The 26,330-nt window shown below is 72.0% G+C and carries 23 protein-coding genes and 1 pseudogene; 15 read left to right on the top strand and 9 right to left on the bottom strand.

The genetic code is table 11. The features are described 5' to 3' along the window. Positions 1-15: 15 nt before the first annotated feature. From ACWEIJ_RS05245 to ACWEIJ_RS05235, 3 genes are read left to right on the top strand one after another with little or no spacing between them, the layout of a single operon-like run. Complete coding sequence (locus ACWEIJ_RS05245; RefSeq protein ID WP_449835912.1) at positions 16-1,434, top strand: tryptophan 7-halogenase; 1,419 nt, start codon at positions 16-18, stop codon at positions 1,432-1,434. Between the two features lie 55 nt (positions 1,435-1,489). Next, positions 1,490-2,608, top strand: a complete 1,119-nt coding sequence (locus ACWEIJ_RS05240; protein ID WP_449835911.1) for a site-2 protease family protein — start codon at positions 1,490-1,492, stop codon at positions 2,606-2,608. A gap of 15 nt (positions 2,609-2,623) precedes the next feature. After that, positions 2,624-3,448 carry a tRNA (adenine-N1)-methyltransferase gene (locus ACWEIJ_RS05235; protein ID WP_201780169.1) on the top strand — a complete coding sequence of 275 codons (825 nt, stop codon included), beginning with the start codon at positions 2,624-2,626 and terminating at the stop codon, positions 3,446-3,448. Between the two features lie 49 nt (positions 3,449-3,497). Here ACWEIJ_RS05235 and ACWEIJ_RS05230 read toward each other — a convergent pair whose 3' ends face one another. Continuing rightward, on the bottom strand, positions 3,498-4,322 hold the full coding sequence (locus ACWEIJ_RS05230; RefSeq protein ID WP_449835910.1) for a hypothetical protein: 825 nt from the start codon (positions 4,320-4,322) through the stop codon (positions 3,498-3,500). A gap of 715 nt (positions 4,323-5,037) precedes the next feature. Between ACWEIJ_RS05230 and arc the strand changes: the two genes are divergently transcribed. After that, on the top strand, positions 5,038-6,834 hold the full coding sequence (gene arc / locus ACWEIJ_RS05225; protein WP_449835909.1) for a proteasome ATPase: 1,797 nt from the start codon (positions 5,038-5,040) through the stop codon (positions 6,832-6,834). Between the two features lie 52 nt (positions 6,835-6,886). On the opposite strand, the gene ACWEIJ_RS05220 is transcribed toward arc, so the two are convergent. The 6 genes from ACWEIJ_RS05220 to ACWEIJ_RS05195 are packed head-to-tail and all read right to left on the bottom strand — an operon-like array spanning position 6,887 to position 14,205. Beyond that, positions 6,887-9,475, bottom strand: a complete 2,589-nt coding sequence (locus ACWEIJ_RS05220) for a bpX6 domain-containing protein (RefSeq protein WP_449835908.1) — start codon at positions 9,473-9,475, stop codon at positions 6,887-6,889. Next, entirely contained in the window at positions 9,472-11,031 is a 1,560-nt protein-coding gene (locus ACWEIJ_RS05215; protein ID WP_449835907.1) for a hypothetical protein, read from the bottom strand. Before ACWEIJ_RS05215 ends, ACWEIJ_RS05220 begins: the two co-directional genes overlap by 4 nt. Then, a complete protein-coding gene (locus ACWEIJ_RS05210; protein WP_449835906.1) occupies positions 11,028-11,411 on the bottom strand; it encodes a bpX5 domain-containing protein in 384 nt (127 codons plus the stop codon). Before ACWEIJ_RS05210 ends, ACWEIJ_RS05215 begins: the two co-directional genes overlap by 4 nt. After that, positions 11,408-12,502: an AAA family ATPase gene (locus ACWEIJ_RS05205; RefSeq protein ID WP_449835905.1), complete on the bottom strand. Its 1,095-nt coding sequence runs from the start codon at positions 12,500-12,502 to the stop codon at positions 11,408-11,410. The genes ACWEIJ_RS05210 and ACWEIJ_RS05205 overlap by 4 nt, the downstream gene beginning before the upstream one ends. A gap of 9 nt (positions 12,503-12,511) precedes the next feature. Further along, on the bottom strand, positions 12,512-13,141 hold the full coding sequence (locus tag ACWEIJ_RS05200; RefSeq protein WP_449835904.1) for a response regulator: 630 nt from the start codon (positions 13,139-13,141) through the stop codon (positions 12,512-12,514). Continuing rightward, complete coding sequence (locus ACWEIJ_RS05195) at positions 13,138-14,205, bottom strand: sensor histidine kinase (protein WP_449835903.1); 1,068 nt, start codon at positions 14,203-14,205, stop codon at positions 13,138-13,140. Before ACWEIJ_RS05195 ends, ACWEIJ_RS05200 begins: the two co-directional genes overlap by 4 nt. A 111-nt stretch (positions 14,206-14,316) precedes the next feature. Here ACWEIJ_RS05195 and ACWEIJ_RS05190 point away from each other — a divergent pair. The 6 genes and pseudogenes from ACWEIJ_RS05190 to ACWEIJ_RS05165 all read left to right on the top strand — a co-directional run. Next, positions 14,317-14,964 (top strand): annotated as a pseudogene (locus ACWEIJ_RS05190) (ABC transporter ATP-binding protein); the annotation flags it as partial. A 50-nt stretch (positions 14,965-15,014) separates the two neighbouring features. After that, entirely contained in the window at positions 15,015-15,767 is a 753-nt protein-coding gene (locus ACWEIJ_RS05185; protein ID WP_449835902.1) for an ABC transporter permease, read from the top strand. A gap of 20 nt (positions 15,768-15,787) precedes the next feature. Next, on the top strand, positions 15,788-16,666 hold the full coding sequence (locus ACWEIJ_RS05180; protein WP_449835901.1) for an aldo/keto reductase: 879 nt from the start codon (positions 15,788-15,790) through the stop codon (positions 16,664-16,666). Between the two features lie 85 nt (positions 16,667-16,751). Next, complete coding sequence (locus ACWEIJ_RS05175) at positions 16,752-17,162, top strand: hypothetical protein (RefSeq protein WP_449835900.1); 411 nt, start codon at positions 16,752-16,754, stop codon at positions 17,160-17,162. A 13-nt stretch (positions 17,163-17,175) separates the two neighbouring features. After that, positions 17,176-18,240, top strand: coding sequence for a sensor histidine kinase (locus tag ACWEIJ_RS05170; RefSeq protein ID WP_449835899.1), 1,065 nt, complete (start codon positions 17,176-17,178; stop codon positions 18,238-18,240). Continuing rightward, positions 18,237-18,845 (top strand): response regulator, encoded by a 609-nt coding sequence (locus tag ACWEIJ_RS05165; protein ID WP_449835898.1) that lies wholly within the window; start codon positions 18,237-18,239, stop codon positions 18,843-18,845. The genes ACWEIJ_RS05170 and ACWEIJ_RS05165 overlap by 4 nt, the downstream gene beginning before the upstream one ends. 164 nt (positions 18,846-19,009) lie before the next feature. On the opposite strand, the gene ACWEIJ_RS05160 is transcribed toward ACWEIJ_RS05165, so the two are convergent. Then, entirely contained in the window at positions 19,010-19,507 is a 498-nt protein-coding gene (locus tag ACWEIJ_RS05160) for an NUDIX hydrolase (RefSeq protein ID WP_449835897.1), read from the bottom strand. A 107-nt stretch (positions 19,508-19,614) separates the two neighbouring features. On the opposite strand from ACWEIJ_RS05160, the gene ACWEIJ_RS05155 reads away from it, so the two are divergent. The 5 genes from ACWEIJ_RS05155 to prcA all read left to right on the top strand — a co-directional run bounded on the left by ACWEIJ_RS05155 (position 19,615) and on the right by prcA (position 25,541). Then, entirely contained in the window at positions 19,615-21,999 is a 2,385-nt protein-coding gene (locus ACWEIJ_RS05155; protein ID WP_449835896.1) for an FtsX-like permease family protein, read from the top strand. 73 nt (positions 22,000-22,072) lie between these two features. After that, positions 22,073-23,566, top strand: coding sequence for a depupylase/deamidase Dop (gene dop, locus ACWEIJ_RS05150; RefSeq protein WP_449835895.1), 1,494 nt, complete (start codon positions 22,073-22,075; stop codon positions 23,564-23,566). Between the two features lie 79 nt (positions 23,567-23,645). Continuing rightward, a complete protein-coding gene (locus ACWEIJ_RS05145; protein ID WP_045318211.1) occupies positions 23,646-23,840 on the top strand; it encodes a ubiquitin-like protein Pup in 195 nt (64 codons plus the stop codon). A 49-nt stretch (positions 23,841-23,889) separates the two neighbouring features. Further along, complete coding sequence (prcB, locus tag ACWEIJ_RS05140; protein WP_449835894.1) at positions 23,890-24,738, top strand: proteasome subunit beta; 849 nt, start codon at positions 23,890-23,892, stop codon at positions 24,736-24,738. 35 nt (positions 24,739-24,773) lie between these two features. Beyond that, the gene (gene prcA, locus ACWEIJ_RS05135; protein ID WP_449835893.1) at positions 24,774-25,541 is read left to right on the top strand and encodes a proteasome subunit alpha; all 768 of its coding nucleotides are present in this window, start codon (positions 24,774-24,776) and stop codon (positions 25,539-25,541) included. A gap of 154 nt (positions 25,542-25,695) precedes the next feature. On the opposite strand, the gene ACWEIJ_RS05130 is transcribed toward prcA, so the two are convergent. Beyond that, complete coding sequence (locus tag ACWEIJ_RS05130; RefSeq protein ID WP_449835892.1) at positions 25,696-26,325, bottom strand: alpha/beta fold hydrolase; 630 nt, start codon at positions 26,323-26,325, stop codon at positions 25,696-25,698. Positions 26,326-26,330: the final 5 nt, after the last annotated feature.

Genomic DNA, 26,330 nt, shown 5'->3' with positions numbered 1-26,330 from the left:
TGGGAAGGGGAGCGGATGACACCGGCAGGGGACTCGTACGACGACGTGGTGGTGGTCGGTGGCGGGCCCGCCGGTTCGACAGCGGCCACCCTGGTCGCGATGCGCGGCCATCGCGTGCTGTTGCTGGAACAGTCGGCGTTTCCGCGGTACCAGATCGGCGAGTCGCTGCTGCCGTCCACCGTCCACGGGATCTGCCGCCTGCTCGGCGTCGCGGACGAGGTCGCGGCCGCGGGCTTCACCCTGAAACGCGGCGGGACGTTCCGCTGGGGCGCCAACCCGGAGCCGTGGCAGTTCAGCTTCGCGATGTCACCCCGTGTGCCGGAGCCGATGTCGACCGCCTTCCAGGTGGAACGGCAGCGGTTCGACGAGATCCTGCTGCGCAACGCCGTCCGCAACGGTGTGGAGGTGCGCGAAGGCTGCCAGGTGCGCGAGGTCGTCGAGAGCGGCGGACGGGTCCGCGGTGTGCGCTACCGCGACCCCTCCGGGCAGGACCGGACCGTGCTCGCCCAGTACGTGGTGGACGCGTCCGGCAACACCAGCCGCATCCACCGCGGCACCGGCGAACGCGTGCACTCCGACTTCTTCCGCAACCTCGCCGTCTTCGGGTACTTCGCCGGTGGCGCGCGGCTGCCGGAACCGAACGCGGGCAACATCTTCTGCGCGGCGTTCGACGCGGGCTGGTTCTGGTACATCCCGTTGCGCGACGACCTGACCAGCGTCGGCGCGGTCGTCTCGCCGGAGCACCGGGCGCTCGTGCGGGGCAACCCGAAGGCGGCCTGGCTCGGCCTGGTCGCGGCCTGTCCGGAGATCGCGGAGAAGCTCGACGGCGTGCCGCTCGCGACGGAGCCGCCCTACGACGAGGTCCGGGTGCGCAAGGACTACTCGTACTGGAAGAAGGCGTTCCACCGGCCGGGCCTGGTGCTGGCCGGGGACGCCGCGTGCTTCGTCGACCCGGTGCTGTCGTCCGGCGTGCACCTGGCCACCTACGGCGCGCAGCTCGCCGCGCGGTCGATCAACGCCTGCCTCGGCGGCGAGGTCGAGGAACGGCGCAGCTTCCAGGAGTTCGAGAACCGCTACCGCAGCGAGTACGCCCTGTTCTACCGCTTCCTGATCTCCTTCTACGAGATGCACCGCGACGAGAGCTCGTACTTCTGGACCGCGAAGAAGCTGACGAACGTGGACGCGAGCGAGACCGCCGCGTTCGCCGAGCTGGTCGGCGGGCTGGCGAGCGCCGCCGCGGACCTCGACCGAGCGGTCGGCGCACTCGCCACCGCCGACGACCGGCACAACCCGCTGTTCGACGCGCCGGTGATCGGCGACACGTTCCGCGAGGGCAAGAACCTCCAGGAGGAGGCGTTGTTCGGCACCGCGCGGGAGGCGGGCGAGGGCGAGCTCGCGGTGGCCAAGGACGGGCTGGGGTGGACGGTGGACTGACCCGCGTGCCCGGCGGTACACCGCGAGATCACACCGGCGGCCTTACAGTGCACCCGTGGCCGCGCGGATCAGTGAGCGAGAGGGCGGCCTGCTGCTGTTCCGGGTGGCGGGCATCCCGGTGCTGCTCGCGCCGTCGTGGTGGATCGGGTCCGCGATCGTGGTGGCGTTCTACGCACCGCTCGTCGACGACCTCGCGCCCGGCACGCCACCGGGCGTCGGCCTGGCGCTCGCCGCGCTCTTCGCGGTGTTCCTGGGGCTGAGCGTGCTCGCCCACGAACTGGGTCACTGCGTCGCGGCGCTCAGACTGGGCCTGCCGGTCCGCAGGCTGCGCCTGTACCTGCTGGGCGGCCTGTCGGAGATCATGCGCACGCCCGGCAAACCGAGCCACGAAGGCGTCGTCGCGGGCGCGGGACCGGTCGTGTCCGTGGCGCTCGCGGTGATCTTCGGCATCGGCGGGTTCGCGATGGAACCCGGTGGCGTGCTGTGGCTTCTGGTCGTGCAGATCGCCGGCGCGAACCTCGTCGTCGCGATCTTCAACCTCCTGCCTGGGCTTCCGCTCGACGGCGGCCGGATCGTCAGAGCGGGCGTGTGGGCCGTGACCGGGCAACGTGCGATGGGCACCCGTGTCGCCGTGGTCGGTGGGTTCGCCGTGGCCTTCGCGCTGGTGGTGTGGGCGCTCTACGGCGTCGCGGACGGCGCGGAGGACCGTTGGCTGCGCTTCGGCGTGTGCGCGCTCACGGCGTGGGTCGTCGTCGCCGGAGCGAGGAGCGAGCTGGCCAGCGAACGACGCCGCACGTGGCCCGCCGGAGTCACCCTCGGCGACCTCATCCACCCGGTGCTGCAGCTCCCGGCCGAAAGCCCCGTGGCCGACGCGCTGAGCACCTCGGCCGGCCGCGGCGTCGTGCTGGTCAGGGCGGACGGTGTCGCCGCGGGACTGCTCGACACCGAGGCCGCGCGCAAGCTCGCCGCCGCGAGCCCGTTCGCGCCCGCGGAACAGGCCGCGGAACCGATCCTGCCGGAGACCGTGCTGCTCGCCGACGAGCCCGGCGAGGAGATCGTCGAACGCGTCCGGGGCACCGCCGCGTGGCAGTTCCTCGTCGTGGACCTGGAGGGTCGCCCGGCCGGTGTGCTGCGCAGGGAGGACCTGCGTGCGGCCATTGAGAAGGGCGTTTGACACCATTGCGCGGTGATTAGCGCAAGTGGACCGTTCCAGCCGGGTGACCGGGTTCAGCTGACCGACCCCAAGGGCCGGCACTACACGGTCGTCCTCGAGCCCGGCAAGGAGTACCACACCCACCGCGGCGCCATCCCGCACGACTCGCTCATCGGGCAGCCGGAGGGCTCGGTCGTGGCCTCCGTGGGCGGCACGAACTTCCTGGCGCTGCGCCCGCTGCTGCCGGACTACGTGCTCTCGATGCCGCGCGGCGCGCAGGTGATCTACCCGAAGGACGCCGCGCAGATCGTCATGTACGGCGACATCTTTCCCGGCGCGCGCGTTCTGGAGGCAGGGGCGGGCTCCGGCGCGTTGTCGTGCTCACTGCTGCGCGCGGTGGGGGAGAAGGGCAGCGTCCAGTCCTACGAGGTGCGCGACGACCACGCGGTCCACGCGATCCGCAACGTGGAGACGTTCTTCGGCGAGCGCCCCGGCAACTGGTCGATCACCGTCGACGACGTGAAGAACCACGAGGGCGAGGTCGACCGGGTCATCCTCGACATGCTCTCGCCGTGGGAGGTCCTGCCCACGATCGCGAAGAACCTCATCCCCGGCGGCGTCCTGGTCGTGTACGTCGCCACCACCACGCAGCTGTCCACGGTCACGGAGGCGCTGCGGGAGATGACGTGCTGGACCGAGCCCCACGCGTGGGAGACGCTCGTCCGCCCGTGGCACGTCGTCGGTCTCGCGGTGCGGCCGGAGCACCGGATGATCGCGCACACGGCGTTCCTGCTGACCACGCGCAAGCTCGCCGACGGCGTCACCGCGCCGAAGCCGCAGCGCCGTCCCAGCAAGGGCTGAGAAACGCGGAAGGGGGCCTCGCGCGAGGCCCCCTTCACCGCGGGTGCGGTCAGTTCGAGTCGATCTTCTCGATGCCGCAGACCTTCCAGTCGCCGCCCTCCTTGGACAGCTTGTAGATGATGCTGCCCGAGGTCGTCTGGCCCGGCTTGGACGGGTCGGCGAGCCCGCTGATCTTCTGCGTGAACGTGCCGCTGCTGCCCGACGTCTTGACGTCCGTCACGGTGGCCTGCACGCTCGGGTTCGGTGCGGCGGACTGCTGCTTCAGCTTCGGGTACTCCGCGGAGCACACGAGGGCCTTGACGTCCTCCGGTTTGCTGCTGCCCGCGCGAACGCCCTTCATCACGATCTTGGTGAACTCCTCGGCGACCTCCTTCGCGTCCGAGTCACCGCCGCTCGACGAGCCCTTCGACGGCGTGGTCGGCTTGGTGCTGCCGTCGGTCGGCGCCGAGTTGGTGTCCGACGAAGCCGTGCTGGTGTCGCTGGACTTCTTGCCGGAGAGCAGGACGGCCGCGGTGATGCCGCCACCGACGAGCACCAGCACGCCGATGATGACACCGATGATCAAGCCGGTCTTGCTCTTCTTCGGCGGCGGGCCGCCGAAGCCGCCGTAGCCGGGCTGCTGGCCGTACGGACCGGGCTGGCCGTAGCCCTGCTGCGGGAAACCGCCGCTCTGCGGGCCCTGCTGCCCGAACGGGTCCTGCTGCGGCGGGCCGTAGGAGCCGGGCTGCTGCCCGTAACCGGGCTGCTGCGGCTGGCCGTACCCCGGCTGGGGCTGCTGGCCGTATCCCGGCTGCTGCGGCGGCTGCTGCCCGTACGGCCCACCGGGCTGCGGCTGCTGCCCGTACGGACCGGGCTGCTGCGGCGGGTAGGTCATCGAAACTCCCCCGATGCGGATGAGGTGATCTTTTCGGTGGACATTGTGGTACTTCGCGGAGTAGCTCGCGGCCGAATGAGCGCTAACGACACGCAGGAGTGGTCATGCACACCATGTGCAGTTGCCAGGCGGGCGCGCGAAGGCCGCGTCTGATAACGATTGCGGCAACTCCACCGCGAATCGAGCGCGATGCACTGCGCTGTCGGGGTGGTGCGCCGGTTGCGCCGGCAGAACCACCCGGTTGGCCGCACGCCCTCCGGTCGTACCGGAGTCGGGCTGGAGCGGGTCCTCCGACGAGCGCGGACGGGGTGTGTTGCGGTGCGTGACCACCGATCGGAGCAGTCAGTGGTCCACCTGGTGGGACGACGGCGGGTTGCCGCCCGTCTTCGTGTCGCGAGCCGTACCAGACGTGTTCAGGGTCGTCCGAGGGTGGTCGCACAGCGTGGGGACCGGGCGGCCGCCCAGGTGCTCCCATGACCCTCTCCTCGGACTTCTCGCAGGTCGATCGGCATGTCGCCGGACGAAACGCCGGCCGGGGTTTCTGGGACGCACCGTAGCGGGTAGGCGGTTCCACCGGACACCGAGATGGAGCAGTTGACCTCTCTTGGAGGCCGGACCGTTGCGTCACACGAGCGAAGATGATGTTGTGAGTACCCCATTTTGTCGGTGATCGCCGGTACCGTAATCGGTACGAACACGGGAGGAGGGTGCCGACATGCAGCACGGTCATCCCGGCAGCCAGCCCGACGAGGGTGGCGAGCTGAACCAGGGCAACAATTCTGCTGAGCTGACAGCGCAGATCAGGTTCCTCGAGGACGAGATCGCGTCGTTGCGTCGCAAGCTGACCGAGTCCCCGCGCCATGTCCGGTTGCTGGAGCAGCGACTGGCCGAGGCGACGGAGCGGGTCAGCCAACTGACCGAGCGAAACACGAAGCTCATAGACACCCTCCGCGAAGCACGAAGCCAGCTGCTCGCGCTGCGTGAGGAGGTCGACCGGCTGGCGCAGCCCCCCAGCGGGTACGGCGTCTTCATGGCGCGTTTCGACGACGGGACGGTGGACGTCTTCACCTCCGGCCGCAGGATGCGGGTCGCCGTGTCCCCCGCGGTCGAGCCGGAGAAGCTGTCCTTCGGCCAGTCGGTCCGCCTCAACGAGGCGCTGACCGTCGTCGAGGCCGGCGGTTTCGAGCGGTCGGGTGAGGTCTGCGCACTGCGGGAGATCCTCTCCGAAGAGGGAGAGGACCAGATCGCCCGCGCGCTGGTCGTCGGCCACGCGGACGAGGAGAGGGTGGTCTGGCTCGCCCAGCCGCTGCTCGACTCGCCGCTCAAGCCCGGCGACTCGCTGCTGGTCGACTCGAAGGCGGGCTTCGCCTACGAACGGGTCCCCAAGGCCGAGGTCGAGGACCTCGTGCTGGAAGAGGTCCCGGACATCGACTACAGCGACATCGGCGGCCTGTCCCGGCAGATCGAGCAGATCCGCGACGCCGTGGAGCTGCCCTTCCTGCACGCGGACCTCTTCCGCGAGTACGAGCTGCGCCCGCCCAAGGGCGTGCTGCTCTACGGCCCTCCCGGCTGCGGCAAGACGCTCATCGCCAAGGCGGTGGCGAACTCCCTGGCCAAGAAGGTCCGGGAGATCCGCGGCGAGACCGACAAGCAGGCCAAGTCCTACTTCCTCAACATCAAGGGCCCCGAGCTGCTCAACAAGTTCGTCGGTGAGACCGAGCGGCACATCCGCCTGATCTTCCAGCGGGCTCGTGAGAAGGCGTCCGAGGGCACCCCGGTGATCGTGTTCTTCGACGAGATGGACTCGATCTTCCGCACCCGCGGTTCCGGTGTGTCGTCCGACGTCGAGACGACGATCGTGCCCCAGCTCCTCAGCGAGATCGACGGCGTCGAGGGCCTGGAGAACGTCATCGTCATCGGCGCCTCCAACCGCGAGGACATGATCGACCCGGCGATCCTGCGGCCGGGCCGCCTCGACGTGAAGATCAAGATCGAGCGGCCGGACGCCGAGGGCGCGAAGGACATCTTCAACAAGTACCTGACGCCCAACCTCCCGCTGCACGCCGACGACCTCGCCGAGTTCGGCGGGGACCCGAAGGCCTGCATCGAGGGCATGGTGCAGCACACCGTGGAGCGCATGTACGAGGAGTCCGAGGAGAACCGCTTCCTGGAGGTCACCTACGCCAACGGTGACAAGGAGGTCCTGTACTTCCGGGACTTCAACTCCGGCGCGATGATCCAGAACATCGTCGACAGGGCCAAGAAGGCGGCGATCAAGTCGCTGCTCGACACCAAGCAGCCCGGCCTCTCGGTCCGGCACCTGCAGGCCGCCATCATCGACGAGTTCGCCGAGAACGAGGACCTGCCGAACACGACGAACCCCGACGACTGGGCACGCATCTCGGGCAAGAAGGGCGAGCGGATCGTCTACATCCGCACGCTCGTCACCGGGAAGAACCAGGAGGCGGGCCGCGCGATCGACACGGCCACGAACACCGGCACGTACCTGTAGGACCGTTTCACCGAACCGCCCCGGTCTCCTCGGCCGGGGCGGTTCGCCGTTCCTAACGGGCCGCGACGGCGAACGCAGCGACCTGCTCGCGGGTCTCGGTGTCCAGCGCCACCACGCGGCTGTCGTGGTCGATCAGCGTGACCAGACCCGCGTGCCAGCGGATCCCGTGCACGACCGCGGTCGTCCGTGCGGCGAGGCCGCCCTTGGTGCGGATCTCCGCGTGGTCCTCGCGCGGCGTCCACCATGCGTCCCCGTCCGCCGTGCCGTCGCAGTGCTCCCCGGAGGGCAGCAGCGTGCCCTCCGGCAGGACCTGCTGTTCCTCCCGCCGGGAGCGCTCGCGCAGCGTGAGCCCGGGCAGCTCCCACCGCCACCGCTCGACCGCCCGATCGCCCCGGTTGGTGAACACCACCGCGAGGCTGTGCTCGTTGCGCGCGAGGCCGAGGACGACCGCGTCCCGGTCGAGCTCCCGCCACACCGCGGTCGGCCGGTTCCTGCGCACGTCCAGGAACTCCAGCCCGTCCGGTCCCCGCACGACCGCGATGCCGCCGTCGAACGAGCCGACGAACGCGCGGTGGGCGAGCGTGGTCCAGTGGCGGACCTTGCGGGAGGCGACGTCGAGGTGGTGGACCTCGCAGACGGCGCCGCGCCGGCCGACCAGCAGCGCCGACCCGCCGTGGTCGGCGATGACGACCTGGTGGGCGGGCACGTCCCAGCGCGCCCGCGTGCGCCCGTCGCCGGTGAGGAGCCGGGTGCCCTGGTCGCCGAGCGCCACCAGCACCGCGTTGCCGCGCAACGCCACCGCGTCGTGGACGACGAGCTGGGCGGGCAGCGCGGGGAAGACGAGGTCCGGCACGTCCCGGCGGGGGCGGGGAGCCTTGGGCAGGTCGGCGGCGAGCAGCGGATCGGCGAGCTTCTTCAGAGCGCGCGGCACCGGGGTGCCGTCGCGGACGAACGCCCTGGTGGCCGCGCTGCCGAGCTCCCGGTCGGCGCCTTGCGGGGTGAGCGGCGTGTCGGCGAGGTGCGGGCCTGCGGGGGTGGGCTCCGGGGCGGCGCCTTGCGGGGTGGGTCGGGTGTCGGTGAGGTGCTGGCGTGCCTGGGAGAGCTCCTGGTCGGCGCTTTGCCCTGTGAGCCGCGTGTCGGTGTGGTGCGGGCCTGCGGGGGTGGGCTCCGGGTCGGCGAGGTGCTGGCGTGGCGGGAAGAGGTCCCGGTCGGCGCCCTGCAGCGCGAGCCACGCGTCGACGAAGTGCCGCCGGGCCGGGGCGAGCTCCGGGTCGTCGTCGTCCAGCAACGCCAGCGCCGCCACGTGCGTGCGGGCCGTGGGCCAGCCGACGGCGAGGTGGGCGAACAGCGTGCTGCCGGTCGGCCCGCCGAGCGCCATGCCCGCCTGGACGCTGGGCAACGCGAGGTCGCGGGTGGTCTCGTCGGGCCAGGCCGCGCCGACCGCGCCGAGGTGGTCGCCCGCCTCCTGCCGTTCGCGCACCCACTCCGTGCGCAGCTCACGGCCGTCCTGTTCGGGCAGCCGCGCGATGGCGGCCGCGAACGCACCGCGCGCCCGTGCCACGTCGATCGCCCGCGTCCTGTTCCCGGCACGCCACCACAGCCGCACGGCGAGCGCCGGGTCGAGGCCGCGGCCTTCCGCGAGCTCGGCGGCGTCGGTGAGCCTGCCGAGGCGTTCGAACAGCGCGACCGCCGCCGCGGGGTCGCCGAGCAGGTCGGCGTGCACGAACGCGGCCTCGTCGTGGCGCCCCAGCCGTTCCAGGTCCTCGGCGGCGGTCCGGTAGAGGCGCTGCAGGTGGTGCTGGACCTCGACGCCGTAGAACGGACCCGCGCCGGGCCCGAGGACGGTGGTCGGCCGCAGGTCCCCGGTGCGCCGTTGCGGCACCTTCAGGCTCAGCCGGCCCTCGCCGTCGCGGCCGATGCCGATGGCGTCGCGCAGGGCGTTGTGCCAGTCCTTGCGCTCGAACAGCTCGGTGAGCCGGCGCAGGTACCTGTCGTGCTTCGACCGCACGAGGGCGCGCAGTGGCGTGCGCATCGCGAGCCGCGCCCAGAAGTCCCCGCGCTGCCTGGCCGCGGCGGGACGGGTTGCCGCGGCGGTGCCCCTGGCCGCCCTGCCGATGGCGGCCAAGGCCGCGATGAACGCCATCGCCAGTACCGGCCTGAAGTTGCCGTGGGCCAGCAGGACGAGGACACCGAGTGCGCCCAGGACGATCAGGACCGTGCGGAACGTTGCGCCGCTCTCCCCGCCGGCGAGGCCTTCGACGTGCTGGGAGGGCGCCCCGATGCCCCCGCGGACCCGCAGCTCGGGTGCCTCGGGGACGGTCGACTCGACGGGGTCCGGCGCGGGCTCGTGGTCGGCGGGCGTGAGCCCGTACCGGACGAGGCCGCTCGTATCCGTCCACTGTGCACAGTCGAGCGGCGTCACGTCGTCCGGCACCTCGGTGAGGGGCAGGCCCGGTGCTCGTTCCGCGCGAACCTCGACCGGTTCGGCCAGCGCGAGCAACCACGACCCCGCCGGGGTCGCGTAGAGGCGTGCGCCGGGCTGCCACAGGTCCAGCACACGCGTCCGTGCCTCTTCCTCGCCGATGACGTGGACGTCGAGCACGAACGCCTTGGCGGTGACGGTGCCGCGGAACGTGGTCATCCGTCACCTCGCATGGTGGCGATCCGCCTGCCGCTGACGAGGTCGCCGACCTCGATGCGTCCGTCGTCGCGCCGGACCGCGACCCACGGCTGCTCCGGGTGCACCGCGGCGGGTGCGCCGGACCAGGCGGTGAGCGTGCGGGTGCCCGCCGCGGTCCGCACCCGCAGGACGAGTCCTTCCTGGAACACGATGCCCGGCCGCTTGCCCTCGAACAGGTGCAGCCCGAGCGGCCGGGCCTTGGCGGGCAGCTCGACGTCCTGGTCCGCGACCCGCCACCGCCGGTGGTCCTGCCACTTCGCGACCAGCGGTGCCGGCCCGAACAGATCAGGTGTCTCCGACGTGCGCGGCGTGTCCGTGTGGTGTGCTCCGGGCGCGACGACCGCGAACTCCGTGAGGCAGGGCGGCGATCCCGGTTCGAGGCACCACCAGTTCGACTTCTCCGACCACCGGCACAGCACCGTGCCCTCGTGCAGGTGCAGCGGGGCGAGCCCGGTGTCCGCGACCCGCTCGGGGTCGATGCCGAGCTGGTCCGCGTTCGCCTCGATCCGGTTGAGGTACCTGAGCTGGTTGCCGATGACGTGCGGCCGGACGACCCCGTCCCGTTCGACGAGCGCGACGAGCCTGTTGTGGACCTGCGCGGCGGCGAGCACCCGTCCGGGCAGGGTGTGCGTCCGCTGGATGCCGCTGCGCACCCGCAACGTCACCAGCTCCCGATCGGTGCCGCCGCGCGCCAGCAACACCCGTTCGGCGCCGGGGAACGACGGGAACCTCAGCGTGGTCGCGCGCTTGGGCTGGGCCTGCGGCGTGCGCAGGTTGCCGCGCAACAGCCGGACGCCGTGCCGTCTGCCGGGCAACGTCAGCTCGGTGGCGAGCCCGTTGAGCTCCACGCGCACGGCCGTCGCGCCCTGTTCGTCCCACGCCGACTCGGTGGTGGTGAGGCAGCGCGGCGCGGTCAGCCGCGGGCTGCCCAGCAGCCACAGGTCGTCGACGGTGTCCGCCCACTTCCGGACGTCCGCCTGGTCGGGCCGGGTGGCGCGGCGGGCGTCCAGCAGCCGTCCGAGGTCGGCCGGGTGCCAGCTGCCGGGCTCGTCGCCGAGCACACCGAGCAGCAGGTCCGGTTCCCGGCGCCGCAGCACGATGAGCGCGGCGAGGTGCACCAGCCGGGCGGCGCCGAGCTGGTCGGGCCCGGCGTCGACGAGGACCGCGGCCTGGCCCTTCCGGTGCTTCTCGACGAACTCGGGGATCGTGTGCAGGAGCTCACCCGTGGCGGCCTTGCGCAGGAACTCCCGCGGGAAGTGCTCGGCCAGCGCCCACTCGGACACCAGGATCCGCTCGGGCTCGCCCTTGCGGCCGATGCCGCCGAACCCGTCCGGCTCGCCTCGGTGCGGATGGGTGGCGGTGGCGGCGGTGATGAACTCGTCGAGCTCGGTGAGGAGCGGGCCGAGCGCGGTGGCGAGGTCGAGGTCCATCGCGGACAGGGCGGTAGCCCAGGGGCGGAGGGCTTCGGGCAACGTCATGCCGGCCGCTCCGGGGCGTGTCCGTTCGACAGCGCTCATGCCGGCCGCTCCAGGTCGTTGGCGCGCACCGCCACGAGCCGCTCCGGATCAGCCGCCCGCACCGGCGCCGGACCGGTCAGCACCGCACCCGGCAGCACCGCCAGCACGTCGGCGGGCAGCGCGTGCCGCAGCAACCCGGCCGGCGTCGACGGCGCGAGGGTCGTCGGCACCAGCAGGCCGTCGTCCCACCCCAGGTAGGTCACGCCGTCCGCCCACGGCAGGTCGCCCCCGACCACGAGGATCCACTCCGGACCGCACGCGACCCGCAGCTCGGCGCCCTCGCGCAACCTGCGCACCGCGGCGGCGCGCAGGTCCGCGCCGCCGGCCACGGCCGCGGGGGCGAGCGGTGGTTCGCGGCGCGTCCAGGTCAGCGGTCTCACGGCTGCAGCACGGCGATCAGGCGGGCGCGGGCGTCGCGCAGCGCCTCCGGCAGGTCGTCCGCCGCGAAACCGGCGTCGATCTCGCGCAGGGTGGCCTCGACGCGCAGCCGGTCCGGTTCGCCGCCGAGCACCTTCTCCGCGGTGAGGACCAGCCGTTCCGCGCGCGCCCGCGGACCGCGGGAGAACTCCTCCGCCGCGTGCACGAGGCTCGCGTTGCGCGCCCGGTCGATCAGGTCGCCGAGCACGTCGCGCGCCAGTGCCTGCGTCTCGCGGCTGGGCGCGATCAGCGGCAGCACCCACAGGTCCTCCGCCGACGCCGCGGTCCGCCCGTCCAGCACCGCCGCCGCGGCCACGAGCCGTTGCGCCCGCACCACCCGGCGGTCGCTCAGCACCACGCCCGCGTGCCGCAGCCTGCGCACGGCCGTCGCGGCCGCGGGCACGACCGGGCGCAGGTCCACGTCACGCGACAGGGCGGCCAGGCGGTCCACGGACGGCAGCGCGGCGGACACCGGGCCGCCCGGAGCCGACCACGCCGTCTCCAGCAGTTCCTCCAGCAGCGCGTCGGCCACCGGGTCCACGAACACCCGCACCAGGAACCGGTCCGCGAACGCCGCCAGCACCGGGTCGTCCGGCAGCGTGTTCGTGGCGCCCACGCACACCCGCAACGGGCTCTCCAGCCGCGTGGCGCCGCGCCGGAACACCCGCTCGTTCAGCAGTCCCAGCAACGTGTTCAGGATCGCCGTCGACCCGAGGAACACCTCGTCGAGGAAGGCGACCTCCGCCTCCGGCAGCATGCCGGCGGTCTCGATCTCGACCACGCCGTCGGCGAGCCTCCGCAGGTCCACCGGTCCGAAGATCTCGTTCGGCTCGGTGAAGCGGCCCAGCACGTACTCGAAGTACGACCCGCCCAGCTGCCGCGCCACCGCCCGCACCGCGGCCGACTTGGCCGTACCGGGCGCGCCGACGACGAGCGCGTGCTCGCCCGCGACGGCGCACAGCACGACGACCTCGGCGATCAGCTCGCGATCGACCAAACCGGACTGCGCGGCGGCGACAGCCTCCCGGACAGCGGTGACATCCCCAGAGAACACCGCAAGAGGCTAGCCGACCAGGCCCGACTCGTACGCCGCAATAACGAGCTGGGCGCGGTCACGCGCGTGCAGCTTCGCCAGCAGGTTCCCGATGTGCGTCTTCACCGTGCCGGTGCTCACGTGCAGTGCCGCCATGATCTCCGCGTTGGACAGTCCCCGCGCGATCAGCGTCAGCACCTCCTTCTCCCGTTCGGTCAGCACCTCCAGGCCCTTCACCGCGGGCGGCGAGGGGTGCCGCACGAACTCCGCGATCAGCCGGCGCGTGACCGACGGCGACAGCAGCGACTCCCCGGCCGCCACCACGCGGATCGCGGCCAGCAGCTGCGCCGGTGGCGTGTCCTTCAGCAGGAAACCCGAGGCACCGGCCCTCAGGGCACCGAACACGTACTCGTCCAGGTCGAACGTCGTCAGCACCAGCACGCGCGGACCGTTCAGCAGCCGGGTGGCCTCGATGCCGTCCATCTCCGGCATGCGGATGTCCATCAGCACCACGTCCGGCCGGAGTTCCGCCGCCAGCGCGACGGCCTCGGTGCCGGTACCGGCCTCGCCCACCGCGGTCAGGTCGGGCTCGTGGTCGACCAGCAGCCGGAAACTGGCGCGCAGCAACGCCTGGTCGTCGACGATCAGCACACGCGTCATCGGACCGGCAGCTCCGCCACGACCCGGAAACCGCCGTCCTCACCGGGGCCCGCGCTGAACGTGCCGCCGTACACGGCGACGCGTTCCCGCATGCCGATCAACCCGTGTCCCGCCCCGAGCTCCTTCACCCCGGGACCGTCGTCGGTCACCTCGATGCGCACCGACTCCCCGGTCACCTCGACCACCGCGGTGCACGACGCGGGCGCCGCGTGCTTCACCACGTTCGTCAGTGCCTCCTGCACGATCCGGTACGCCGACAGCCCGACCCCTTCCGGCACCGCGGCGTCACCCCGCACGTCCAGCGCCACCCGCACACCCGCCAGCGACGCGCGGTCCGCGAGCTGCGCCAGGCCCGCGAGACCGGGGGAGGGCGCCAGGTCCGCGTCGGAGCGCAGCACGCCGAGCAGCCCGCGCATCTCGGTCAGCGCGGCACGGCTCGTCTCGGAGATCACCTCCAGCGCCTCGTAGGCGTGCTCGGGTGACCGCACGTGTGCGGCGTTGGCGGCCTGGACGGCGATCAGGGACAGGTTGTGCGCCACCACGTCGTGCAGCTCGCGGGCGATGCGCAGGCGTTCGTCGCTCAGCGCCTGTTCGGCCCGCTGCTCGTTCTCCCGCGTGAGGAACGACCGCCGCAGCCGGGTGGTGTAGCCGATGACCCAGACGGCGCCGAGGGCGGCCACGGTGGCCAGGACGTTCGCCGGTTCACCACCGCCGACGCCGCCGACCGCGACCACTCCGGCGACGAGCCCGGCGAGCGACCACGTCCGGGTGCGGTCGACGGCCAGGGTGTAGAGCGTGAAGCACACCGCCGCCGCGGCAGCGCCGAGTGCCGGCACAGGCATCACCCGGCCGATCACCACCGCCACCGTGGCGGCCGTGGTGATCGCGAAGGCCGCCACCGGCCACAGGCGCCGGACCGCGACGGGCGCCGCCACGAGGGCGGCGGACGGCAGGACCAGCCACCACGGCCTGTCCTGGTGCTCCGTCATCGCGTACGCCACGAGCACCGCGATCACCGCCGCGGCGGCCGCGTCGACCAGGTAGAGGTGCAGCCTCGCGATCACGGTCACGACCGTAACGAGCGGTCGGCCCGGACGCCTCGGACCACGGTCCGATCTTCCGGTTCGGACCTCGGGCCGATCCGCCCCGCCCCGGCGCGCCCGACGCTGTCTCCCATGATCGAGGTGCGGAACCTGACGAAGAGATACGGCGGCACGACGGCGGTCGACGACCTGTCGTTCACCGTCCGGCCGGGACTGGTGACGGGCTTCCTCGGCCCGAACGGCGCCGGCAAGTCCACGACGATGCGCATGATCGTCGGCCTGGACCGGCCCACCGGCGGCCACGCGCTCGTCGCGGGCGAGCGGTACGCGGATCTGGACCACCCGCTGCGACACGTCGGTGTCCTGCTCGACCCGTCCGCCGTGCACCACGGCCGCGGGGCGCTGGACCACCTGCGCTGGCTCGCCGCGAGCAACGGGATCGGCCGGCGGCGCGCGGAGGAGCTGCTGGACCAGGTCGGCCTGGGCGGCGTGCGGCACAAGCGGATCCGGGCGTTGTCGCTCGGCATGAAGCAACGGCTGGGCGTCGCGGCCGCACTGCTCGGCGACCCGCGGGTGCTGATCTTCGACGAGCCGGTCAACGGTCTCGACCCCGAGGGCGTGCGGTGGATCCGCGACCTCATGCGCGGGCTCGCGGAAGACGGCCGCACGGTCCTCGTCTCGAGCCATCTGATGAGCGAGATGGCGCTGACCGCCGACCACGTCGTTATCGTCGCAAGAGGACGGCTGGTCAAGGAGACGTCCATCGAAGCCCTGACGCGCAACGGTTCCCTTGAGGACGCCTATCTCGACCTCACCAGCGGGAGGGGACTGTGAGGAACGCACTCGCCGCGGAGTGGCTGAAGCTGCGGACGGTCCGGGCGCCGTACGGGCTGCTGGTGGCGATCGGCCTGACGATCGCGTTCGGCGCGATGATCTCGTGGCTGATGGTCCAGGACTACGACACGTCACCGGCCGCGGAACAGGCCAGGTTCGCCTCCGCCGACGCCAGCGTGGTGGTCACGCCGGTCGTGCAGTTCTGCGTCGCCGCGCTCGGCGCCCTCGTCGCGACGTCCGACCCGAGGCTCACCGCGCTGACCGCCGTGCCGAACCGGAAACGCTTGCTGGTCGCCAAGAGCACGCTCGTCGCCACCACAGCGGTGGTGGTCGGTGCCGTCGCGCTCGCGCTGAGCCTCGGCATCAGCCGGCTGATCGCGGGGGACCGGCCGCCGCCGATCGCCCCCTGGGACTGGCCGCACGCACTGCCGTGGACCGGGGCGGCGGTGCTGTCGATCCTGGTGACCGGCCTGACCGGACTCGGGCTGGGGCTCGCGGTGAGGTCGACGGCGGTGACGATCGTCGTGGTGGGCGTCCTGCTGTGGGGCCTGCCCGCGGTCAGCCCGATGCTGCCGGAGCCGTGGAGCACCGACGTTTCGGCGGTGATGGTGCCGTATCTCGTGTGGCAGGTCGCGGGCACGGTGCACAACCCGCCGCTGGGCCCGCTGGCCGCCGTGGGATGCCTGATCGCTTACGTGCTCGTGGCGCTGGGCGCCGGAGCGGCCGGTCTCCTGCGGCGAGACGCCTGACGCCGTTTACGGTTGTCGGCATGGCACAGCTCGCGCTCGGTCTCGCGTCACTCGGTCGTCCCGCCTACATCAACCTGGGCCGGGAGGACGCGCTGCCGGCCGTGCGCGACGTCGAGTCCATGCGCGCGCAGTGTCACCGCGTTCTCGACACGGCCTACGAGCTGGGCATCCGCTGGGTCGACGCGGCCCGGTCGTACGGGCTGTCGGAGGACTTCCTGTCGTCGTGGCTGCCCGGCCACGACGACGTGACGGTCTCCAGCAAGTGGGGCTACGCCTACACCGCGGACTGGCGGCCCGACGCCGAGGTGCACGAGGTCAAGGAGCACTCGCTCGCCCGGTTCACGCAGCAGTGGCGGGAAACCGGCGCGCTGCTCCCGCGGGTCGATCTCTACCAGGTGCACTCGCTGACCGCCGACAGCCCGTTGTTCGGCGACCGGGCGCTGCTGGACGCGATGGTCGCGACCGGCGTGCCGCTGGGCTTCTCCACGTCCGGGCCGCGGCAGGCCGAGGCGATCCGCAAGGCACTCGACCTCGGCGTCTTCCGGTCCGTCCAGTCCACTTGGAACGTTCTGGAGACCTCGGCGGGGCAGGCCCTGAGCGAGGCGCACGACGCCGGGTTGCGGGTGATCGTCAAGGAGGGCGTCGCGAACGGGCGGCTCGTCGTGCGGCCGCCGCAAGCGGTTGCGGCACACGCGAAAGCGCTGGGCGTCGGACCGGACGCGGTCGCGCTGGCGGCGATCGCCCAGCAGCCGTGGGCGGACGTCGTGCTGTCGGGCGCGGCGAGCCCGGAGCAGCTGCGGTCCAATGTGGACGCCCTGCGGATCGAGGTCGACCTGCCGGACCTGGCCGAGCCCGCCGAGCAGTACTGGCAGACGCGCGCCGGACTGAGCTGGACCTAGTTCGCCCGGTTTCTGACAGATGTCACGGCCAGGTCGTGCGGAACATCGCTACCCGCGAAAACACCGCGCGACCAGCATTGCCGGCATGACGAACCGAACTGTGACCGACCCCGACGCCCGCGAGAAGCTGCACATCGCCAAGACGCTGCTGGGCGGCTACGCGGCCGTGGCCGTGCTGACCCTGCTGGCGATCGTGGTCTTCAGCGGCGACCCCGACCTCGTCACCAGCGCGGTGTGGGTCCGCGGCTCGATCCTCGCGGTCGCGTCGCTGGTGACCTTCGCCCTCGGGGTCTCCATGGCGGGCGGCTCGCGCGGGAACTACCGGCGGGTGAAGGTCATCGCGCTGGCCCAGGTGGTGGCGATCGTGGTGATCGAGTCCATCCCCGGCTCGTTCCCGGTCTGGTTCAAGATCGCGAACGGGGTGTGCGGGGCGCTGCTGGTCATCGTCGTGCTGCTGACCTTCGCCCGCAGCGTGCGCGCCACCTTCGCGGCCTAATACGGTTCTCGCCGTGGACGAACTGCGCGGTGTGGACGAGCGGCGGCGGCTGCTGCTCTCCCTCGGCATGCTCTGCTACCCGTTCCTGGCGGCCGCGGGCGTCGACCAGTACGCGCACGGCGCCGGTCTCGTCGCCGGCTACCTGCTGCTGGCGGCCGTCTCCTGCTGCTACCTGGCGCTCGTGATCGCCTCGATGCGGTCGGCGTGGCGGGTGTACTGGTGGCTCGTGGCGGCGATGACGGTGCTGGCCGTGCTGCTCGCGCCGCTGGCCCACGAGGGCGTGCTGATCCTCGCCGCGGTGATCGTGCCGTCGGCGGCGGCACGGGTCGGCGTCCGGACGGCGGTGGCCCTCGTGGTGCTGGGGGCGGCGACGTGCGTGGTCGTGCCGATGGTGGTGCCCGGCTGGAACACCGGCGGGAGCTGGTACTTCGCGGTGGCGGTGGTGTTCACCGCGCTGCTGGTGCTCGCGTTCAGCCGCACCGCCACGGCCAACCAGCAGCTGCGCGAGGCCAGGGCGGAGGTGGCGCGCCTGGCCTCGGAGGCCGAGCGCAACCGGATCGCCCGCGACCTGCACGACCTGCTCGGCCACTCGCTCACCGCGATCACCGTGAAGAGCGCGCTCGCCAGAAGGCTGGATCCGGACGCGGCGCGGGCCGAGATGGAGTCGGTGGAGCAGCTGGCCCGGCAGGCGCTGTCGGACGTGCGGGCCGCGGTGTCGGGCTACCAGGACGTCACGCTCGCCGGCGAGCTCGCCAAGGGCCGGGAGCTGCTGCGGGCGGCGGGGGTCGCGGCCGACCTGCCGACCGCCTGCGACGTCGTGCCAGCGCGGCGGCAGGAGCTGTTCGGCTGGGTCGTCCGGGAAGGGGTGACGAACGTGGTGCGGCACGCGCGGGCCGGCCGGTGCACGGTGGCGCTCACCGCGTCCTCGGTGGAGGTGCGCGACGACGGGGTGGGCGGCCCGCCCGGTGAGGGGTCCGGTCTGGACGGTCTGCGGTCCAGGGTGACCGCGGCCGGCGGCGTGCTCACCGCGGGTCCCGCGCGGCCTCGCGGGTGGTCGTTGCGGGTGGAGGCGGCATGACGATCAGGCTGCTGCTCGCCGACGACCAGGAGCTGATCCGGCAGGCGCTCGGGGTGCTGCTCGACCTCGAACCGGACTTCGAGGTGGTGGCCTCGGTCGGCCGCGGCGACGAGGTCACGGCCGCGGCGCTGGAGCACCGCCCGGACGTCGCGCTGCTGGACATCGACATGCCGGGCCTGGACGGCCTCGCGGCCGCCGCCGTGCTCACCGCGCAGGTGCCCGACTGCCGCGTGGTCATCCTGACCACCTTCGGCCGCACCGGCTACCTGCGCCGCGCCATGGAGGCGGGCGCCGTCGGGTTCGTCGTGAAGGACGCCCCGGCTGACGCGCTCGCCGAGGCGATCCGGCGGGTGATGGCGGGCGAGCGCGTGGTCGACCCGGCCCTGGCCGCGGCCACGCTGGCGGCGGGCGAGTCACCGCTGACCGCGCGCGAACGCGACGTGCTCATCGCGGTCCGCTCCAGCGCCACCGTGGCCGAGATCGCGGCGCGGCTGTACCTGGCCGAGGGCACGGTGCGGAACTACCTGTCCGGGGCGACGACGAAGACGGGCACGCGCAACCGGATGGAGGCGTTGCGGGTGGCCGACGAACGCGGGTGGCTCTAGCTGGAACCGTTGCGGCGCAACCGCCGGGGCCGCTGGCGCGGTCGGCGGTGGCTCAGCGGATCCGGTGTGGTGCAACCGCTGGGGCCGCGCGCGGTCGCCGGTGGCTCCGGCGGATCCGCGCTGTGGCGGAACCGCCGGTGGCGGGTTGCGCGGCTGGCGGTGGTTCAGCGGGACCCGGTGCGGCGCAACCACTCCTGAGCGATCTCACGACCGTCCGGCACCAGCGCCCAGCCGGGGTCGTCGATCCTCCCGCGCACCTCCCCGAGATCCATCCACGCGCCCCAGGCGACCTCCTCCGGCTGGTGCGTGAACGGCCCGTCCGAGCGCGTCTCGTAGACCCACGCGTGATACCGCGTCCGCTCGTCCACGTAGGTGGTCTGGAACAGGAACGTGAGCGGCGACTCGACGCCGAGCTCCTCGCGCAGCTCGCGCGCGGCGGCCTCGTCCGGTGTCTCGCCCGCGTCGATCACGCCGCCCGCGGTGCAGTCGTACAGGCCGGGGAAGACGTCCTTGGTGCCGGTGCGGCGGTGCACGTAGATCCGTTGGCCGTCCAGCGACAACACGACGATGGTCGCGCAGCCGTGCCACAGGTTCTCGGCGCGCATGCGTTCCCGCGTGACCGTGCCGGTCACGTTCGCGTCCTCGTCGTAGAGGTTGATCATCCCCGTGTCCTCCTGTGGTCGTACGTGAGCTTGCTACCGCAGTCCGACGCCCGCTGATCGGCCTCCTTCCTACCTTCGGGACCGTCGGACGTCACCGAGGAGGATTCGTGTCCACTTCCCTGCGGCTCGGCGTCGCCGAGTTCCGCGCCCGGCCGGGCCGCGCGCTGCTGCCCGGCGTCGCGCTCGTGGTCGGCGTGGCCTGCCTGCTGGCCGCGCTGGTGCTGAGCGACGCGCTCACCAGGTCGGTCGACGAGGGCGCGCCGCTCACACCGTCCACAGTGGGCCACGTGGTGGACGTCGAACGGCAGCCCTACGACGAGAACGCCGCCCGGCCGAAGCTCGACGACGCGCTGCTCGCCAGGCTCTCCGCGGTCGGCCGGGCGGTGCCGGTGCAGCTGGCGCAGGCCGACCTGCTCGACGCGAACGGGCGGGCGGTGCAGCACCGGGCGGAGGTGCACGTCCAGCAGCCGGACCTGGCGCGCTGGCCGTTGGCGGAGGGCAGGCAGCCCGCCGCCGACAACGAGGTCGCCGTCGACAAGATCACCGCGTACGAGCGCGGCCTCAAGCCGGGCGACCGGGTGCAGCTCGCCTCCGCCGACGGCAGGCCGTTCGAGGTCACCGTCAGCGGCGTCATGAAGAAGGGCGGGCTCGACTCGCGGCCGGTCCTGGTCGCCGGTCCCGGCCTCGCCCACAAGCTCGACGCGACGCCGGACACCCAGGAGATCTGGGTGATCGGCGGGACGCGGGAGGCCGTCGCCGCCGCGGCGGGCGCGTCGTACGTCGTGTCGGATCCCGGGCCGGACGCGGACAAGATCGGCAACGACCTGACGTTCATCCTGCTGCCGTTCAGCGTCCTCGCGCTGGCGACAGCGGTGTTCGTCGCGGCGGCCACGTTCCGGGCGGTCTACGCGCAACGGCAGCGGCAGACGGCGTTGCTGCGGTGCATCGGGGCCCAGCGCGGGCCGTTGGTGCGCAGAAGCCTGTTCGAGGCGCTCATCACGGGTGCGCTGGCGGGCGTCGGCGGCGCGCTGCTCGGCGGGCCGATGGCGTGGCTGCTGGCCAGGACGTTCGACGTCACCGGCATCTCCGCGCTGTTCGGCGCGGTGCAGCTCAGCCCGGACCTGCTGCCGTCGCTGGGGTACGTGATCCTCGGGGTCGTCGTCGCCGCGCTGTTGAGCGTGATGGCCGCCGTCCGGCCCGCGATCAACGCCGCGCGCGTGTCGCCGTTGGCCGCGTTGCGCGACGCGGAGAACGAGGTGCCGCCGCGCTCGGTCCGCCGGATGCGGCTGGTGTTCGGCGTGCTGTTCACCGGTGGCGCTGCCTTCCTCGCCCTGGTCGCCGTCGCCGCCAAGGGCACGATCGGGGCTCCTCTCGCCGTGACGTTCTCGGCGATCGCCGCGGTCACCGGCCTGTTCTGGATCCTCGGCCCGGTCACCGTGCCCTTCATCGCGCGGCTGTTCGGCAGGTTCGGCGGCACGCAGTGGAAGCTCGCGGGCGCCGAGGTGCGCAGGATGCCGCAGCGGTCGGCGTCGGTGGCGCTGCCGTTGCTGCTGGCCAGCTCGATGGTGACGTTCTTCCTGGTCGTGCTGGGCAGCGCGCAGGAGATGACCTACACCTACGCCAACGAGAAGCGCCCGGACGCCACCGTGGTGGACGCCGGGGAGCGGCCGCTGCCGGCGATCCCGGCGCAGCCCGACGTGGCCGCGAGCGTGGTGCTGCACCACGCCGAGAACGGTTCCGGCGCGGATCCCGAGCAGTTCAAGGCCTGGCTGAAGGCGGAGAACGTGCCCGGCGCCGAGAAGTTCACCTCCGGCACCGCGATCGTGCCGGAGCACTGGGCGGACAAGCCGTTCGTCGAGAACGACGGCAAGCAGTACCAGGTCGTGGGCACGGTGCCCGGCACCCTCACCGGCTACACGCCGATCCTCGGCGGGCTGACCTCGGGCGCGCCGGAGAAGCTGCTCGTGGCGCTGAAACCGGGGGCCGACTCGGCTCGGTTCCGGGCGAACCTGCAGGCAGCGCTGCCCGACAACCCCACCGTCATCGTGCAGACGGACGCCGACGAACGCGCGGAGGCCGACCGGTACATGCACCTCGGCACGGTGCTGATGATGGTGCTGCTCGGGCTGTCCGTGGCGGTCGCGGTGACCGGCATCGGCACGGCGCTGACGATCTCGGTGCAGGAACGCCGCAAGGAGCTCGCCCTCCGCCGCGCCTTGGGCGTGACTCGCGGCGGACTGCAGGGCGGAGTCATCGCCGAAGCGGTCATGCTGGCCCTGGTCGGGGTGATCGGCGGCGGGGTGCTCGGGTTCGGTTACGCCGAGATCGCGATCCTGGCGACCGGCCTCGACCTGTCGCTGCCCGGCGCGGGAGTGGTGTTGCCGCTGGTCATCGGCGCGGCGGCGGTCGTGGCGCTGGCCGTGGTCGCGGCGTTCGGGCCTTCGCGCGGCGCGTCCCGCATTCGCCCGGCGGCAGGACTGGCGTCCGGGTGAATAGGGTGAGGGGAGCTTCACGGCGAAGCTCCCCTCACGCTCGTTGCCGGGGTCAGGTCATAAGGTGTTGCGCATGCGGCGGATCATGGGAACCGAGGTCGAGTACGGCATCGCGGTGCCGGGCGACGCGACCGCGAACCCGGTGCTCACTTCGACACAGGTGGTGCTCGCGTACGCGGCGGCGGCGGACATACCGCGCGCCCGGCGGGCCAGGTGGGACTACGAGGTGGAGTCGCCGCTGCGCGACGCGCGCGGGTTCGACCTGGGCTCACCCGGCGGGCATCCCGCCGACTCCGACGTCGAGGACCTCGGCGCGGCCAACGTCATCCTCACCAACGGCGCGCGGCTCTACGTCGACCACGCGCACCCCGAGTACTCGGCTCCCGAGGTCACGAACGCGCGTGACGCGGTGATCTGGGACAAGGCCGGGGAGCGGGTGATGGAGGAGGCCGCTCTGAAGGCCGCCACCGTGCCCGGTCAGCCCCGGCTGCAGCTGTACAAGAACAACGTCGACGGCAAGGGCGCGTCGTACGGCACGCACGAGAACTACCTCATGCAGCGGTCGACGCCGTTCACCGCGGTCATCGCCGGTCTGACGCCGTTCTTCGTGTCGCGCCAGGTCGTGACCGGGTCCGGCCGGGTCGGCATCGGCCCGTCGGGTGAGGAGGCGGGCTACCAGCTCTCCCAGCGCGCCGACTACATCGAGGTCGAGGTCGGCCTGGAGACGACGCTGAAGCGCGGCATCATCAACACGCGCGACGAACCGCACGCGGACGCGGACAAGTACCGCCGCCTGCACGTCATCATCGGTGACGCGAACCTGGCCGAGTACTCCACGTACCTCAAGGTCGGCACCACCTCGCTGGTGCTCGACATGATCGAGTCCGGGCTGCGGTTCGACGACCTGCGCCTGGTCGACCCGGTCCGCGCGGTGCACCAGATCAGCCACGACCCGACCCTGAAGACCAAGGTCGAGCTGACCGGCGGCCGCAAGTTCACCGGCCTGGACGTGCAGTTCGCCTACCACGAGCGCGCCTCCGCCTTCGTCGAGAAGGAGGGCATCGGCGACCGCGACGTCCTGCGCGTGTGGGGCGAGGTGCTCGACGCGCTCGCCCGCGACCCGGCGGAGTGCGCCGACCGGCTCGACTGGGTGGCCAAGCTGCGGCTGCTGGAGGGCTACCGCCAGCGCGACGGCCTCGCCTGGGGCTCCGCGCGGCTCAACCTGGTCGACCTGCAGTACTCCGACGTCCGCCTGGACAAGGGCCTCTACAACCGCCTGGTCGCGCGCGGCTCGATGAAGCGCCTGGTCAGCGAGGAGGAGGTGCGTGCGGCCATCACCACGCCGCCCGAGGACACGCGTGCGTACTTCCGCGGCCGGTGCCTGGAGCGCTACCCGACCTCCGTGGCCGCCGCATCGTGGGACTCGGTGATCTTCGATCTCGGTCGGGAATCACTCGTGCGGATCCCGACGCTGGAACCGCTGCGAGGCACGAAAGCGCACGTCGGAGCGCTTTTGGAGGCTTCCGACACCGCCGAGCAGCTGGTGGACGCACTGACTCGCGGGTGATCGTCTACCCGAGTGGCTCAGGATTTTTGTCGGTGCCGCTGGGTAGTGTTCTTGTCAGGCGAGTCAGTGGGAGGCCGAGATGTCCCAGGAACAGAAGCAGCGCCAGGGCGGTGGCGACGGCGACGAAGGTGCCGAGGGCGCTGCCGGAGCCGGTCAGGAACGCCGCGAGAAGCTCGGCGAGGACGTGGACGCGATCCTCGACGAGATCGACGACGTGCTTGAGGAGAACGCGGAGGACTTCGTCCGCGCATACGTGCAAAAGGGTGGTCAGTAGGCCTTCGGGGGCCTGTTGACCATTTCGGGGACGGGAGAACAACCAACACATGGACAACAGCTCGACCGGGCGTTACCCGGCCGCGGCGCTGCCTCCGGCGTACCTGACGCCGGGCTCGTCGTCGTTCACGGACTTCCTGCGGGCCCAGGCACCCGACATGCTGCCCAGCGCCCGGAAGCTCCCGGAGGGGACCATCCAGGCCCCGCACGGGACGACGATCGTCGCGGCCACCTACAAGGGTGGGGTCGTGATCGCCGGCGACCGGCGCGCGACGATGGGCAACGTCATCGCCCAGCGCGACATGAAGAAGGTCTTCGTGACCGACGACCACTCGGCCGTCGGCATCGCGGGCACCGCGGGCATCGCGATCGAGATCGTGCGGCTGTACGCGGTCGAGCTGCGGCACTACGAGAAGATCGAGGGTGTGTCGCTGTCGCTCGACGGCAAGGCGAACCGCCTCTCGGCGATGATCAGGGGCAACCTCGACGCGGCCATGGCCGGTCTCGCCGTGGTGCCCCTGTTCGCCGGCTACGACACCTCGGCCGCTGATCCGGACCGCGCGGGCCGCATCGTGTCCTACGACGTCACCGGCGGCCGCTACGAGGAGTCGCAGGGCTACCAGGCCGTCGGCTCGGGCTCGCTGTTCGCGAAGTCGGCGCTCAAGAAGCTCTACGACCCGGACGCGGACGTCGACGGCGCGATCCGCTCGGTCGTCGAGGCGCTGTACGACGCGGCGGACGACGACTCGGCCACCGGCGGCCCCGACCCGGTCCGCCGCCTGTACCCGGTCGTGGTCACGATCAACGGTGCCGACGGCGCCGTGGAGGTACCGGAGTCCCAGGTCCAGACGGTCGCCGACGCGGTCGTCGAAGGCCGCCGGTCCCGTCCCGCAGGCTGAGTCCCGATCCCTTTCCGACGTCAGGAGCACCACCCATGACGATGCCGCTGTACGCATCGGCAGAGCAGGTGATGCGCGACCGCTCCGAGTACGCCCGCAAGGGCATCGCAAGGGGTCGCAGCGTCATCGTGCTCAAGTACGCCGACGGCATTCTGTTCGTCGCGGAGAACCCTTCCAGCACGCTGCACAAGGTCTCGGAGATCTACGACCGCATCGGCTTCGCCGCCGTCGGCCGGTACAGCGAGTTCGAGAACCTCCGCCAGGCGGGCATCCGGTTCGCCGACGTGCGCGGGTACCAGAACGACCCGCGTGACGTGACGTCCCGCTCTCTCGCGAACGTCTACGCGACCACGCTGGGCACCTACTTCACCGAGCAGATCAAGCCGTTCGAGGTGGAGATCTGCGTCGCGGAGGTCGGCGACTCGTCCGATTCGGACACGCTGTACCGGCTGACCTACGACGGGTCCATCGTGGACGAGCCGCAGTACATCGTGATGGGCGGCACCGTCGACGCCGCCAACTCCGCGTTGAAGGACTCCTTCGCCGACGGGCTGTCGTTGGCCGAGGCGGTTCCGGTGGCGGTCAAGGCGTTGTCCGCCGGCTCGCCGTCCACCGGGAACGGTGGGCCGGAGATCCTGCCCGCCAACAAGCTGGAAGTCGCGGTGTTGGAACGGGCTCGGCCTCGGCGGGCGTTCCGGCGGATCGCCGGGGCGGCTTTGGACGGGTTGATGCCTGCGCCCACCAAGGGCGGGAAGGCTGTTGAGGACGTTCAGCTGCCCGGCTCGGAGGACGAGTCGAAGTAGGCTGGGCTTGTGTTGTCTGTCGGAAGGCCCTCGGTTTTGTGCCGGGGGCCTTTTCCGCGGGTGGGTGTTTGTGTTGTTCGGTCGCGGTCTGTGGGACGGGACCACCCCACCGGGTTTGTTCGGAAAGACGGCTCGGCTTCGCCTTCGCGGGTGATCAGGCGTACCTGGTCAGGAGTTCTGCCAGTTCCGTTGGTTTGCTCAACTGGGCGCAGTGGCCTGCCGCCAGCTCCACCGGTTCTACGCCCAGCCTGGCTGCGACTACTCGGCGCATGAACTTCGGGGTGAAGAAGCGGTCCTCCGTGCACAGGACGAAGTGCGTTGGCACGTCCGGCAGTGCGTCCAGCGGCCACGGCTTCGCCATGGCGGCCTCGGACATGCCGCGCTCCCGTCGCTGCGCCTCCTCCGCCAGGTGTGGCGGGACGTCGTGCCAGAACTGGTCCTCCAGGCCGGAGTCTTCGTAGCCGGTCGCGGCCCACCAGTCGCCCGGTGCCTCGCCCGGCTTGGGGAGCATCGCCGTCACGAAGACGAGCGCGGTGGCGTTGATCCGTGCGGCTACCAGTGGTGCTACCAGGCCGCCGAAGGAGTGGCCGACGACCACGACGTCCGAGGTTGAGGGGAGGGCGTCCACGACTGTGGACGCCCAGTCCGTCAGGTCCTTCGTGTCGTCTTCCGCGGGGAGGTCGGGGGCGATTGCGGTGTGGCCCTGGGCTTCCAGGGCGGCTGCTACCAGGTGCCACGACCAGCCGACGTCGCCTGCCCCGTGGACGATCGCGAAGGTTGTCATGCGTG

The sequence above is a fragment of the Lentzea sp. NPDC004789 genome (assembly GCF_053601075.1).
The sequence above is the reverse complement of the archived record's forward strand: the minus strand, read 5'-3'. Positions and strand labels throughout refer to the sequence as shown.

Excerpts from the sequence above, each read along its gene's own strand:
- prcA (WP_449835893.1), top strand. The coding sequence starts at position 24,774 with ATGACGATGCCGCTGTACGCATCGGCAGAGCAGGTGATGCGCGACCGC.
- ACWEIJ_RS05245 (WP_449835912.1), top strand. The coding sequence starts at position 16 with ATGACACCGGCAGGGGACTCGTACGACGACGTGGTGGTGGTCGGTGGC.
- ACWEIJ_RS05220 (WP_449835908.1), bottom strand. The coding sequence starts at position 9,475 with ATGACCACGTTCCGCGGCACCGTCACCGCCAAGGCGTTCGTGCTCGAC.
- ACWEIJ_RS05175 (WP_449835900.1), top strand. The coding sequence starts at position 16,752 with ATGACGAACCGAACTGTGACCGACCCCGACGCCCGCGAGAAGCTGCAC.
- arc (WP_449835909.1), top strand. The coding sequence starts at position 5,038 with ATGCAGCACGGTCATCCCGGCAGCCAGCCCGACGAGGGTGGCGAGCTG.
- ACWEIJ_RS05165 (WP_449835898.1), top strand. The coding sequence starts at position 18,237 with ATGACGATCAGGCTGCTGCTCGCCGACGACCAGGAGCTGATCCGGCAG.
- ACWEIJ_RS05130 (WP_449835892.1), bottom strand. The coding sequence starts at position 26,325 with ATGACAACCTTCGCGATCGTCCACGGGGCAGGCGACGTCGGCTGGTCG.
- ACWEIJ_RS05145 (WP_045318211.1), top strand. The coding sequence starts at position 23,646 with ATGTCCCAGGAACAGAAGCAGCGCCAGGGCGGTGGCGACGGCGACGAA.
- ACWEIJ_RS05215 (WP_449835907.1), bottom strand. The coding sequence starts at position 11,031 with ATGAGCGCTGTCGAACGGACACGCCCCGGAGCGGCCGGCATGACGTTG.
- prcB (WP_449835894.1), top strand. The coding sequence starts at position 23,890 with ATGGACAACAGCTCGACCGGGCGTTACCCGGCCGCGGCGCTGCCTCCG.
- ACWEIJ_RS05160 (WP_449835897.1), bottom strand. The coding sequence starts at position 19,507 with ATGATCAACCTCTACGACGAGGACGCGAACGTGACCGGCACGGTCACG.
- dop (WP_449835895.1), top strand. The coding sequence starts at position 22,073 with ATGCGGCGGATCATGGGAACCGAGGTCGAGTACGGCATCGCGGTGCCG.
- ACWEIJ_RS05200 (WP_449835904.1), bottom strand. The coding sequence starts at position 13,141 with ATGACGCGTGTGCTGATCGTCGACGACCAGGCGTTGCTGCGCGCCAGT.
- ACWEIJ_RS05230 (WP_449835910.1), bottom strand. The coding sequence starts at position 4,322 with ATGACCTACCCGCCGCAGCAGCCCGGTCCGTACGGGCAGCAGCCGCAG.
- ACWEIJ_RS05180 (WP_449835901.1), top strand. The coding sequence starts at position 15,788 with ATGGCACAGCTCGCGCTCGGTCTCGCGTCACTCGGTCGTCCCGCCTAC.